The organism is Pseudorhodobacter sp. E13 (assembly GCF_003991405.1).
GTDB lineage: Bacteria > Pseudomonadota > Alphaproteobacteria > Rhodobacterales > Rhodobacteraceae > Pseudorhodobacter.
Genome location: NZ_RPEN01000155.1, coordinates 37,671 through 50,014, shown reverse-complemented (window position 1 = coordinate 50,014; position 12,344 = coordinate 37,671). Strand labels below are relative to the sequence as shown.

The following is a 12,344-nucleotide window of genomic DNA, read 5'->3' as shown; positions in this document are numbered from 1 at the left end:
AGGGCATATTGGCATGGGACAAATTCAAAGCATTGAAGAGCTGATCGGCCTGTTGTTTCGCCGCCGTCTGTTGATTGGCGCAGTGACGGTGTTCGGCATCGTGATGACGCTGCTTTATGTGATCTCAAAACCGGATGTGTTTGAAAGCACCGCCGTTATTCAGGTGCAAAGCCCGACAGTTGCCAATGCCGAAGTGGGCAGCACGGTGGCGCGCGAAAGCTCTGCCCAGCGGTTGCAGACCATCCAGCAGCAATTGACCACGCGCGACAATATGCTGGCGGTGATTGCGAGTCAGGGCCTGTATACCGATTTGCCGCTGACCGATGACCAGAAGGTGCATTTGCTGCGGATTTCGCTGCGGTTTGAAACGGTGGCCAGTGCCGCGACGGCGGGTTTCGGTGCCCCGGCAGAGGTGTCTGCCCTGTTGATCAGCGCGCAGGCCCCGACACGGGCACAGGCCGCACGGGTCGCCAATGATTTTGCCCAAGGCATTCTGGATGCAGGCTCCGCCGGGCAAACCGAACGCACGCAAGAAGCCGCCAGCTTTTTCCGGGGTGAGGAGACGCGGCTGAAAGCGGCGATTCTGGCGCTGGAAACCGAAAGAGCCGCCTATCAGGCCAGCCATAGCGGCGCCCTGCCCGCGCAACGCGACCTGCTGCGATCCGAACAGACCGGGCTGGAAACCGAGTTGCGCAGCCTGGATCAGGCGCTTGTCGCCGCCCGCAATGAACGCGCCGCGATTGAACGCAAAACCACCCTGCGCGCCACCGATCGCCGCCAGTTGGACAGCTTGGCCGCCGAGATTGAAACGCTCTCCGCGCAGAGTGAGGCGTTGACGGCGCGGCGGGATGAGATTCAATCCCAACTGTCGCAATCACCCGAGGTAGACCGAACTTTGGCCGAATTCGACAGGGCCTTGACCCAGTTGCAGGGCCAGTTCGAAGTTGTGACCCGCCGCACCGCCGAGGCAGAAACCGCCGCTAAACTGCAAGACAACCAGCAAGGCGAAAGCTTTACCCTGCTGGAGCGCGCGGCGGAACCGGACTACCCGATCAGCGGCGGACGGCGCAAGCTGGCCATGGTCGGCGCGGTCGCCAGTCTGATGCTTGGGGTGATGGTGGCCTTTGTGCTGGACCACCTGCGCCCGGTGCTGCGCACCCAACGCCAGTTGGAACGCGAACTGGATTTGCGCCCCATCGTCGTGATTCCGGAAATCAAGCGCCCCGGCAAATCCCTGCGCCAGACCTTGCTGCCTGACCTGCCGCGCCTGTCGGACCTGTCGCGCGGCGTGCCTGAGTTCGCGGAACGGATGGCCGCGCAAGGCACTACGGCCACGGCGGGCCTCAGCCCGGTGCAAACCGCCTTTGGTGGGGCGCTGGTGCTGTTGCTGGTCGCGGCGGCGGCTGCGATGACCTGACGGGACCGCGCCAGCAGCCAAGGACGCATAGAAAAACCCCGCGCCAATCACTTGGCGCGGGGTTTTTTCATTTCACGTTTCACCAGTCTTTTGCCCGAAGGCTCAGTAGCCGGTGCATTTCATCACCACGCCCACCGTCCTCGACAAGACCTTCAGATCGGTCGCAAGCGACAGATTGGCCTCATACGCCTCGTCATACTGGGCGCGGGCCTCGAACGTGGTGCCATTACGGCCGCTGGTTTGCCAAAAGCCGGTGATACCGGGGCGCAGCCGATAATAGGCGGTGCCGGGATACAGGGCCTGTTGGTTCAGCATGATCGGGCGCGGGCCAACAAGGCTCATCTCGCCGCGAAAGACGTTCCAAAGCTGCGGCAACTCATCCAGCGACGACTTGCGCAGGAACTGACCGAACGGCGTGATACGCGGATCGCGTTTCAGCTTTTGTGTCTGTTCCCATTCCACCCGCGCTTGCGGGTTCGCGGCAAGGTAATCCGCCATCCGGTCATCGGCATCGCTGACCATGCTGCGCAGCTTCCACATCCGGAAATGCCGCCCATCCAGCCCGACGCGCTGCTGACTATAGAACGCCCCCCCGCCATCGCGCCGCACCGCAAAGGCCAGCCCTGCGATCAGCGGCACCACGAAAGGCGCGGCCAGCACCACCGCGGTTACATCCAGCACGCGTTTGAAAACAGCGCAATAGACCCCGCGCGGCGCGGGATGAACAGCAACTTGTGCGGCGGCCAGATCAACCGGCCGCGCAGGATGCTCAATTGCGCCGGACCCGCCGGCAATCATGTCGGAATAACTGATTGTCATTGTTACCCCCCCGTAGACAAAGAAGGATGCAGACCATCAGTGTCGGTGGCAAACCCCGCAAAACCGGCTGATACAGCCAGCCCTGCGGCATCCGAGATGCCATAGGCTAGAGAATTCAAGCAGACCATTACACGTACTCGGCAGTTACGCCCCCCAATGTCCATTTTAGCTTATTTTTAGATGCATTGGCGAGATCTGACGCTGCGAATTTGACATGATTTTGCCCCATTTACTTTGATATCCGACCCCGTTCACGACATTCGTGGCGCGCCAAGGGCGATATGCAACTTTCGGTTGCGTCTGAATGAAAAATACAGCCGACAGCGCGCCGGCCCGATTCGGGTTATGCCATGACAGGGTGGGGTAATTTCAGGGGAATACTGCGCCAGAATTCACAGCAAACCAGCCAGCGGGCGCAGTAGTCGATTGTTTCCAAAATGGAAATTAGCGCGCGCGGCGATCAGCGCATTTCTGTGGCAAACTCTGGTATGTCGGCGCGCACGCGGTCTGTGCTGCGGGTCATGGCGAAGGTGATGAAGCCAACGGCCCCCAAAGTGCCAAGCATCGGATAGAGCAGGATTGCAACCCAGATCGGAAAACCAGCCGTCAACGCAAGGATTGTCCCGAAAAGGCCCGAAAGAAATCCTGAAAGCAAAACGCCGATGACCATCTTAGTTTCTCCTGCCGGGTTCCCCGACTTTCCATTTCCTGCGATACACAGCATCCCTGCTGCCTGACTATGGTCGAAGTTGACCCGGAAATGTGGCGAGAGTCAGGCAAGATTGCAGCCTGCTTGCGGCGTCAGTCTTTTCTTGCCAAAACCGCGCTGCTGCCTGCGCCAGTTTTCGCCCAAGGCAGCACAAAACCCGCAGCACGCCCAAATCGTTTACCCTTTGGAAACGGGCTTTGCATATGGGCCAACCGGGCTTTAGACCTGATTCTGCACAAGCTGAAAGAACCGCCGTGAGAATCGCTTACCTCGTCAACACCTATCCCCGGGCCTCGCATACCTTCATCCGGCGCGAGGTGCAGGCGCTGGAACGGCGCGGGTTCACGGTGCATCGCTTTGCCATGCGATCCGAACGCGCCAGCCTAATCGACCCTGCCGATCTGGCCGAGGATGACCGCACCGAACATGTGCTGGCCCAAGGCGGGATGACCCTGTTGCGCGGGGCCTTGGGCTGGATGCTACGCCACCCGGCCCAAAGCGCGCGCGCCATTGCGGCGGCGATGCGCTGCGGCAAACTGGGCCAAGGCGGCAGCCCCGGCACCGGCGGGCGGCTGCGCCATCTGGTCTATCTGCTGGAAGCGGCTTTTGTGGCGCAGCGTTGTGCCGATTTGCAGGTTCAGCATTTACACGCGCATTTTGGCACCAACTCTGCCGCCGTGGCGATGCTGGCGCATCTGCTGGGTGGCCCCCGCTACAGCTTCACCGTGCATGGCCCCGAGGAGTTTGATGCCCCGCTACCGCTGGCCTTGGGCGAAAAGATCCGGCACGCGGCCTTTGTGGTGGCGATCAGCAGCTTTGGCCGCAGCCAGCTTTACCGCTGGGCGGCGCTGCGCGACTGGTCGAAACTGCATGTCGTGCATTGCGGGATTGAACCCGCCAAATTCACCGCCCCTGCCCCACCGCCAAGCGGCGGCCCGCATCTGGTCGCGATTGGCCGTCTGGCCGAGCAAAAGGGCTTTTCGCTGTTGGTGGATGCGGTCTCGCTGGCGGCGGCCACCCACCCCGACCTGCGGTTGACATTGGTGGGCGATGGCCCCTTGCGCAAGGAACTGGAAGCGGCGATTGCCGCCAACGGCCTGTCACAGATGATCACGCTGGCCGGTTGGCAGGATGAGGCCGGGGTGCAGCGCGCATTGGCGCAGGCGCAGGCGTTGATCCTGCCGTCCTTTGCCGAAGGCTTGCCGATGGTGGTGATGGAGGCGATGGCCGCAGGCCGCCCGGTGATTGCAACCGCGATTGCCGGGGTGCCGGAACTGGTGGTGTCTGGTGAAACTGGGTGGATTGTGCCTGCTGGCGATGCCGTGGTTCTGGCCGAGGCCATAGCAGCGCTTGCCCGCACCCCGCAGGCGCGCTTGATCACCATGGGGGCTGCGGCCCGCGACCGGGTGCTGGAACGGCATGATATTGATGTCGAGGCGGCAAAACTCTCGGGGTTGATCAGCCCCGAGCGCGGCGAAACCTAGCGCCCCCGCACCCAGGCACCGCCGCCGCGTCTGGTCTTTACCGCCAATGACACCGCCGCATAAACGGCAAAACCCGCAGGGTCCGCCACCGCGCGACGCAAAAGGCCCGCAGCGCCCATCTTTTGCTTGGCCTCCCGCGCCAGCAAGCCGGGGAACAGTTCTGCGATCTGGGCGACGCCGGCATCTTGCCTGCGCCGCACGCGGACCAAGGCATCGAACCCCTCGATCATCGGCCAGATATAGCTGGCGCGGCAGCCGACACGCTCTGCCGGGGTGAATTGCAGCCGCACGAAAGTATCGTCCGAGATCAGGTCCGGGAAGGCGCCCCAGCGCGCGCGGCCCGCACCATTCACCGCAAAGAGCCCGTAACCGGGGGCCGCACTTTGCGCGAAAGGCAGGGTTTGCCAGAACCGGGCATAGGCGCGCGTGACTGCCGAACGGGCGCGCGGAATTTCGGCCCGACCCGTGGCATAGCGCGGCGCGTCAATCGACAGGGCCAGCGCAAGCTGCGCCATCAGATCGGGGCTGACGATCACATCGGCATCCAGATAGGCCCGCATATCCCCGCGCGCCACGGCGTCACCAGCATTCAGCGCGCCGGGCTTGCCGCCCTCTGCCCGCTCTATCACCGTAAAGCGCCAACCCGCTGCTTCGGCCATGGCCAGATGCGCGCGCGCCTGTGCTGCGGTATCGTCGCGGCAGCCATTGGCGACGACAATCGCTTCTGCCCCGCCCGGAACCCCTGCGGATGCAAACAACGCCGACAAGCAGGCCCCGATATAGCCCGCCTCATTGCTGGCCGGGATAATCACACTCAGCAAGCGCGGCACCCATGGGCAAGGGCCTGCCAACGCGGGTTATCATCACCCAAGTCGCGCAAGCCGCCCCAACTGCCCCATTTGTTCGGCGCATAGACATCGACAAAAGCGTTGAACGGCGCAGGCGTCAGCGCGGCCCAACCTTCCAGCAAGCGGTCATACAACTCTCCCATCTGGGGGGAGTAATTGAGGTGGTGGAAAAAGGCTGTCACCTCGTCATCATCCAGCAAAGCCGCACCGCCGACGACATGGGTGCCGCCTTCATACATCACCAAATCAAGCCCATGTGCCTTGGCGACCTTGGCGTGATGGGGCAGCACAGCGGTCAGCAGATTGACCAGCGTGTCGGCACTTTGACCAGTAACAAAGCCGTTCTCCAATTCGGTCGCGGCGCGGTCGGTGGCCAGATCAAAGCGGTGGGCGGCCAGATAGGCCGTCCGGGCCTCGCCCTCCAACCCTTGCTGATCGGCCTGTGCTTGGGCGAATTTGCGGCTGTCGGCCAACCAGTTGCGCACAATTCCCGCCTTTTCATCGCTGCCCAACCCGGCGGCGAAATACCCCGTCACCGCATAGGCATCAAAGCTTTCATGCGGGGGTTTGCGCCCTTCGGCCACCACCAGCGGCGCGTTCAGGATCTGATCCTCCAACCCGATCCAGCCGGTTTGGGTGGCGATCACGCGGGTCAGACGGTCGCGGCCTGCTGCACCAAACACCTCGGCCCAGATATCGGCCACTTCGGCGGCGCGCAGTGCATAGAATTGCACCCAGCAATCGGTGGCGTTCCAGCGCGCGCGGCATTGTTCATCGGCCCAGGCGGCCTGACCGAATTGCCAGTTCCAGACCTCGTTGGAATATTCCACCTGCACCTGCAAGCCCGGTGCCAGCGCATCGCGCACCGCTTCGGCATAGGCACGCACCAGCGCATCCTCGGCCAGATGCGGCAGGGTGAACCACGCATCGGCACGCATTTCATTGGCAAGCGCGATCATGATTTCAATCGGCACGCCTGCGATGCCATAGGAAAAATCATCCGGCTTGGGCCTGTCAGCCAGCTTTGACAGCGTGGCGTTATTGGTGGCCATCCAATCCATGAACCGCACCCCCCGCACGCCGCGAATACGGCCCAGCCAATCGGGGTTGAACAGCGCGCCTGCATCAAAGGCCGCCAGATGATCTTCGCGCACCACCGAAATCGCGTGGATCGGGTTCGTCGGGTCAATCGCCTTGATGGTCAGGGTCACGGCACCGGGGCCGGGCGTATAGTCAAACACCACGCGGCCGGGTGCTGCCTCCACCACCGTCGCGCGGCCTTCAACCGAAAGCGCGCCTTGTCCGGCATAGCGCAGCACATAGCGGCCCGAAACCTTGGCCGCCGTTTCCGGCAAATCCGTCAGGATCAGGGTGGAAATCCCCGTCACCTCGGGGGGCAGTCTGACGGGCCAGCCTTGCGGGTTCAGATAACCGCCGCTGCGCAAATCCTCATATTCCATGCCGCCCCATTGGTCCGGCAAATGCCCGACCCAAGGGCGCGCGGTTTTCATCACATCGAGGAAAGGTTGCTGCACCGACCAGTCATGCACCCCCGCAAGCCCCAGCGCCAAGCGCGGGTTGGTAATGGCGCGCGGCAGATCCGCGGCAGGGATCGCGGGCGCGGCCACAGGGGCTGGCGCGGCTGCCGGGCTTTCGGCGGCTTCGGTCGCCGTCTCTGGCACTGGGGCCGCAATGGAGGAAACGTCAATCGTGGTTTCCAGTTGCTCCGGCGGGGCCACAGGCGCCGCGACCGCAACATCCGCTACGCGCGCGGCGGCGGCCAAGTCTGTGATCCGGGCGGTATCGGTGGCGCGATACGCGCTGACAGTGTCCCAAGCGATTTTCTGAAACGCCGCCGCCTGCGCATCCGTGATCACCCCCCCACGGCTAAGCCAGTGGCGCGAGAGTTTGGCGGGAAGCCCCTGCACATCCTTGCCACTGATCGCGGCCATATGCACCAAGGCCAGGAACGTCAGCGCCTGATCGCTGGGGTGGATATCTTCATCAAACAAGGCGTCACGGCTGGTGATGCCCGGCACCTCACCGGCGGCAATCGCATCGGCAAGGCGGCCCATGGCCTGCCCTGCCGGGATCAGCCGGACCAAAGGCGCGCCATCGGGGCGCATCGCATTGGCTTTGGCTGTCAGCGCCTCCCATTTCGGCAGATCGGCGGTCAGCCGTTCGCGCCATGGCACGCCGCTGCCCGCATCATCCGGGATTTCAACCCCCGGCCCGCTTTTGGTGCTGTGCCATGTCTCATAGATATAGACCTGCGTATCGGGCCGCGACTCCCATGCGAGCCCTGCGAATTTCGCCACATAGCCCGCGCTGTCGTTCCATTCGATCTGATTGGCCAGCGGGATCGCTTCGGTCAGGATAAGGGTTGTGGTTTCCCCCTTGGGCAAGATTGCCCGCGCATCGCCGCGCTCGCCCTCGGCGCTGTTATCCCACGCATATTTCAACGGCGCGCCATTGATGACCTGTGCGGATACAGCGACCTCCTGCCCTTGCCGGGCCAGCCCAGCCTCGACCAACGGGGGCAAGGAGGGGCCGACAAGGCTGTGGCCGACATATAAAATATCTGTCAACAGGGCCAGAAAGGACATGGGCAGGCTTTCCCTCAACAATCACAACACGAACCGGGCACGGCGCGAAATCAGCGCGCGATCCCGGTCAAAGCATAGCCTTGGACCACGCTCCAGACCAGCCTTTGCAATGGTAAAACCGCTGGTTCGGGCAAGGCTTGGGCCATCTGCCCATCTGCGCGGCGCAATTGATGCGGCAAGCCTTCGGGCGATTGCTGATACAGCGTGGCGAAATGGGTCAGCGCAATCAGATAGGCCCCAAGATCGTTCAGGTGAATGGGGTCCACCGCCCCGGCTGCATCGCGCGAAAACAACGCTTCGCGCTGGGTCAGGCCGGGGATTTGCCCGGCCTCCATCGCGCGCACGGCGGCGGCCAGAACCTGCCCGCCGGGGATCAGGTAAATCGTGCCGACATCGGGCCGCGCCATGGCCCCCCGCATCAGCACATCTTGCCATGCCCGAGGCAGATCGGCGTCAATCCGGGTCAGCCAGCCTTCGGGATCATCCAGTCGGTGCCATGTTTCATAAAGATAAACCCGCACATCGGGGTTTCCGGCCCGCGCGGCGGCGGCCCAATGGGCCAAGGCTTCGGCGCTTTGGTGGTATTTGATGGCATCGCGGATTTCGACCATTTCGGTCAGCACCACAGCATCAAAGGCACCAGAGGCCAGCGCCTCTGCTGCGGGGCGGTGGTTGGCATGGGCGTTTTCCTCGGCAAAGCCGGGGGTGGCATCGGGGCCTTTGCGGTGCTGGTCAAGGCTGGCACCCCAACCAAGCTGGCTGGCGTGGGCATGGGCGGCAAAGCCTGCGGCATGGGCCAGTTGGTCCAGCATCACTGGCATATCGCGGCCCACAAGGCTGTGTCCCAGATGATAGACAGTCAACGCAGCATCAGGCTTGGCCAGCGCGGCCGCATAGCGCGCCTGAAACGCGGCCATGTCCAGCGGTCGCGCCTGCATGGCCCGCCACGCGCCATAAACCCCGGCAGCCGCGATGGCCGCCAAGCCCGCCAAAATCATCCCCCTTCGTTGCATCCCATTTCCCCGCAAGGCTAATTTTCTCTGTTGCTTGCCGTTCAATCTGGTATCTCTGGGATCAGAAACCAACCCGGGGGGGTAGAAATGATCGGTTTCCATTTGCTGCGCAATCGCAAGGGCGATGCACGCTATTACCGCGTGGATGTCGCCTATAACCTGTTTGGGGAATATTCCGTGCTGCGGGAATGGGGCCTGCGCGGGCGGCCCGGTGCCGGGGCGGGACAACGCCATATCACATGGTTCGCCAATCTGCGCGAGGCTTGCCTTGCCGCCGAACGCTTTCAAAAGCGCGCGATGCGGCGCGGCTATGACCGCTTGATACAGGATTAAAAGGACAGGCCGGATGACACATATCTGGGTGCGCGCCGAACAGCGCGCCAATGAGGAACGCACAGGCATCACCCCAAAAGGCGTGACCGCCCTGATGGCCGCAGGGTTTCGCGTGACGGTCGAGGAAAGCCACGTCCGCGCCATCCCGATGGACGGCTACCGCGCCACGGGCTGCGAAATCGCGGCCGAAAATTCCTGGCCCGATGCCCCCCGCGATGCGATCATCTTTGGCCTGAAGGAACTGCCCGAGGATGGCACGCCGCTGCCGCATCGCCACATCCTGTTCGGCCATGCCTACAAGGGCCAACCGGCGGGGCAAGTGCTGTTACAGCGCTTCAAGGCCGGTGGGGGCACGCTGTATGATATTGAATATCTGGTCGATGAGACGGGGCGCCGCGTGGCCGCCTTTGGTTATTGGGCGGGGTATGCCGGGGCGGCGGTTGCGCTGAAATGCTGGGCCGCGCAGCAACGCGGGGCCATCGCGGGGCCAGTGGCGAAATACCGCGGCAAGCAGGCGCTATTGGATGATCTGGGCGCAGAGCTTGCCGCAACTGGCCCCAACCGCCCCCGCGCGATCGTGATCGGCGCAAAAGGGCGCGTGGGCAGCGGGGCCTCGGACCTGTGCGAAGCGATGGGCGTGGCCGTGACCAAATGGGATATGGCCGAAACCGCGCATGGCGGCCCCTTCCCCGAGGTGCTGGCGCATGAGCTGTTCCTCAACTGTATTCTGGCGCAACCCGGCTGCCCGGTGTTCGTGCCCGCCGATGCAAAAACCGCCCCCCGCGCCTTGACAGTGATTGGCGATATCGCCTGCGATCCAACGTCAGAGTTTTCGCCCATCAAGGTCTATGACCGCGCGACCGATTGGGATGCGCCTGCCCTGCGTGTAGCCGATAACCCGGTGCTGGACGTGACGGCGATTGATAACCTGCCATCCCTGCTACCCGTGGAAAGCAGCGAGGATTTTGCGGGACTGTTGCTGCCCTCGCTGCTGACACTGCATGATCTGAAAGCCGGCGTCTGGGGCCGGGCCAAGGCGCTGTTCGATCAACATATCGCGCGGGTGTAAGCCCTATTTCGGCGCGAACAGCCGGTAATAGGCCCAATCCGGCAGGAATTGCGACAAGCGAAACAGCCATGAAAACACGGTTGGAAAGCTGGATTTGAAGCGGTCCGTCTGCATCAACTCGAACATCTCGCGCGCGGCTTGTTCCGGCTCCATCAGGAAGGGCATCGTGAAATCGTTCTTTTCGGTCAGCCGCGTGCGGATGAAGCCGGGGTTGGCAAGCTGCACCGTGACCCCACTGCCGCGCAGATCGGCATAAAGGCATTCCGCCATCGCCATGACCCCAGCTTTGGACGGCGCATAACCGCTCGCCCCCGGCAAGCCGCGAAAGCCCGACAGCGACCCTGTCAGCACCAGATGCCCCTGACCGCGTGCAACCATTCCGGGCAGCACCGCGCCAATAACCCGCGCGCAGCCGGTGAAGTTGACATCACACATCGCCTCGACCTGTTCGGCGTTCCAGTCCTGCGCCTTCATCGGCCAATAGACACCCGCCAGAAACACCACACCATCCACGTCGCCCACGGCCTCTGCCGCTTTGGCGACTGCGGCCGTATCGGCCACATCCACGGCCACGGCACTTCCGCGCCCCGGCATCTGCGCCACCGCCTTTTGCAACCCGGCCTCGGACCGCGCCGACAAGATCACCTCTGCCCCCGCTGCCGAGATTTGCCGCGCCAGTGCAAGGCCAAGCCCCTCACTCGCGCCGATCAACCAATAGCGTTTGCCGTGCCAGTCTCTCATCCTATCCTACCTTCCGAAGTCATAAGTCCTAAACCCGCCTGACTTTAACGGGTCATGTATCATATGGGTTCCCTTGCCCGCGGTTACACCCCATCGGCCAGCGGCGTGCGGGCCAACAGCACCACGGCCAGAATTTTCAGCACGCAGGGCAGCCCTGCATAAAGCAATGTCAGCGCGCGCAGCGCCTCGGGCGTATTCTCTGCGCCGGATTGAAAGCCCTGCGCCTCCAGTATCGGGAACAGCGTGATCGCCGCAAAGGCCAGCATGAGCTTGGAGGCAAAGGACCACAGGCCAAAACCCATCGCCTCCCCCTGCCCCCTGGCGGCCAGATGGCGGGCGAAAAGCGCGGGCAGCAGCACCATATCGGCGGCCAATGCCGCCCCCGATGCCGCCGAGATCACGGCGAAGGCCAAAACATCGCCGGGGCCAAGCCGCAGGGCAAACCCAAAGGCCACAATCGCCAGCGCCATGCCCGCAAGCAGGCTGTTCTTTTGCCCATAGCGCGCCGCAACCCGCCCCCATAGCGGGGCCGTCACAGCAGCGGCCAGAAAGAACAGCAGCAAAAGCGGCCCTTCCATCCCCGCAGCCATGATCCGGCTTTCGACAAAGAACAAAAACAGCGTGGAGGTGACGGCCACCGGGGCCGCGTTCACCATGGCCAAGGCCAGAAAGCGCCGCGCCATCGGGTCTGCCAGAACCACCAGCGGCGAAGGGGCGGGGCCAAGCGCCACGCTGCCCCATTGCCCCCGCATTGCGGCGGTCGCCACCAGTGCCAGCAGCGCAAAGCCCAGCGCAAAGCCGGTAAAGGGCGCGTCCATCACAAGGGCCAGCACCGTCGGTGCCACCGCCGCTGCCGAAATGCCAAGCAACGCCCCCGCCTCGCGCCAGCTTGCCAGTTGCAAATGCCCGCCGGGCAGGTGCGCGGCACGGGCAACCCCTTGCGCATAAAAGCAAATCGTCAGCAGGGAAAAGGCCGAAAACAAACCCGCCAGCATCAGCCCGAACCACCACAGCGGCGGCAACATCGGCGGCACCGCGAACAGCCCCAGCATCGCCAGCGCCATCACAACCGCCGCCCCCGCCACCATCGCCCCACGATAGGCGCGGCCCTTTTCGGCCAGCCAACCCAGCGCCGGGTCTTGCACCACATCCAGCAGGCGCAGGCCAAACAGCACCACACCAAGTGACACCAGCGTCACGCCATATTCATCGACGTAAAACTTTGGCGCATGGATATAAATCGGCAGCCCCGCCGCAGCGATCAGCGCCGCGAACAGGGACCAAGGCCACAGCCTTGGGGCCATG

Annotated in this window: 12 protein-coding genes; 5 read left to right on the top strand and 7 right to left on the bottom strand. The window is 63.4% G+C overall.

Translation table 11 applies throughout. From position 1 onward, the window contains the following. Window positions 1-13 precede the first annotated feature (13 nt). Window positions 14-1,417, top strand: coding sequence for a Wzz/FepE/Etk N-terminal domain-containing protein (locus EGN72_RS09965; RefSeq protein ID WP_127047101.1), 1,404 nt, complete (start codon window positions 14-16; stop codon window positions 1,415-1,417). Between the two features lie 102 nt (window positions 1,418-1,519). Here the strand turns inward: EGN72_RS09965 and EGN72_RS09960 are convergent, their stop codons facing one another. Beyond that, complete coding sequence (locus EGN72_RS09960) at window positions 1,520-2,236, bottom strand: sugar transferase (protein ID WP_127047099.1); 717 nt, start codon at window positions 2,234-2,236, stop codon at window positions 1,520-1,522. Window positions 2,237-2,696: 460 nt separating this feature from the next. Further along, complete coding sequence (locus EGN72_RS09955; RefSeq protein ID WP_127047097.1) at window positions 2,697-2,906, bottom strand: hypothetical protein; 210 nt, start codon at window positions 2,904-2,906, stop codon at window positions 2,697-2,699. Window positions 2,907-2,975: 69 nt separating this feature from the next. On the opposite strand from EGN72_RS09955, the gene EGN72_RS19170 reads away from it, so the two are divergent. Together EGN72_RS19170 and EGN72_RS09950 are read left to right on the top strand one after the other, a co-directional pair. Next, complete coding sequence (locus EGN72_RS19170; protein ID WP_158623169.1) at window positions 2,976-3,203, top strand: hypothetical protein; 228 nt, start codon at window positions 2,976-2,978, stop codon at window positions 3,201-3,203. Further along, window positions 3,200-4,429 carry a glycosyltransferase gene (locus EGN72_RS09950; protein ID WP_127047095.1) on the top strand — a complete coding sequence of 410 codons (1,230 nt, stop codon included), beginning with the start codon at window positions 3,200-3,202 and terminating at the stop codon, window positions 4,427-4,429. The genes EGN72_RS19170 and EGN72_RS09950 overlap by 4 nt, the downstream gene beginning before the upstream one ends. On the opposite strand, the gene EGN72_RS09945 is transcribed toward EGN72_RS09950, so the two are convergent. From EGN72_RS09945 to EGN72_RS09935, 3 genes are read right to left on the bottom strand one after another with little or no spacing between them, the layout of a single operon-like run. Continuing rightward, window positions 4,426-5,259 carry a glycosyltransferase gene (locus EGN72_RS09945; protein WP_127047425.1) on the bottom strand — a complete coding sequence of 278 codons (834 nt, stop codon included), beginning with the start codon at window positions 5,257-5,259 and terminating at the stop codon, window positions 4,426-4,428. The two genes, EGN72_RS09950 and EGN72_RS09945, sit on opposite strands and share 4 nt — an antisense overlap. Then, window positions 5,244-7,883 (bottom strand): hypothetical protein, encoded by a 2,640-nt coding sequence (locus tag EGN72_RS09940; RefSeq protein WP_127047093.1) that lies wholly within the window; start codon window positions 7,881-7,883, stop codon window positions 5,244-5,246. Before EGN72_RS09940 ends, EGN72_RS09945 begins: the two co-directional genes overlap by 16 nt. 50 nt (window positions 7,884-7,933) lie before the next feature. Then, window positions 7,934-8,881, bottom strand: a complete 948-nt coding sequence (locus EGN72_RS09935; RefSeq protein WP_233587112.1) for a hypothetical protein — start codon at window positions 8,879-8,881, stop codon at window positions 7,934-7,936. A 102-nt stretch (window positions 8,882-8,983) separates the two neighbouring features. Between EGN72_RS09935 and EGN72_RS09930 the strand changes: the two genes are divergently transcribed. Next, a complete protein-coding gene (locus EGN72_RS09930) occupies window positions 8,984-9,229 on the top strand; it encodes a WGR domain-containing protein (RefSeq protein WP_127047089.1) in 246 nt (81 codons plus the stop codon). A 13-nt stretch (window positions 9,230-9,242) separates the two neighbouring features. Then, on the top strand, window positions 9,243-10,298 hold the full coding sequence (locus EGN72_RS09925; RefSeq protein WP_127047086.1) for a saccharopine dehydrogenase: 1,056 nt from the start codon (window positions 9,243-9,245) through the stop codon (window positions 10,296-10,298). 3 nt (window positions 10,299-10,301) lie between these two features. On the opposite strand, the gene EGN72_RS09920 is transcribed toward EGN72_RS09925, so the two are convergent. Then, window positions 10,302-11,039 carry an SDR family oxidoreductase gene (locus EGN72_RS09920; protein ID WP_127047084.1) on the bottom strand — a complete coding sequence of 246 codons (738 nt, stop codon included), beginning with the start codon at window positions 11,037-11,039 and terminating at the stop codon, window positions 10,302-10,304. An 83-nt stretch (window positions 11,040-11,122) separates the two neighbouring features. Continuing rightward, the gene (locus tag EGN72_RS09915; RefSeq protein ID WP_127047423.1) at window positions 11,123-12,343 is read right to left on the bottom strand and encodes an MFS transporter; all 1,221 of its coding nucleotides are present in this window, start codon (window positions 12,341-12,343) and stop codon (window positions 11,123-11,125) included. Between the last annotated feature and the right edge of the window lies 1 nt (window position 12,344).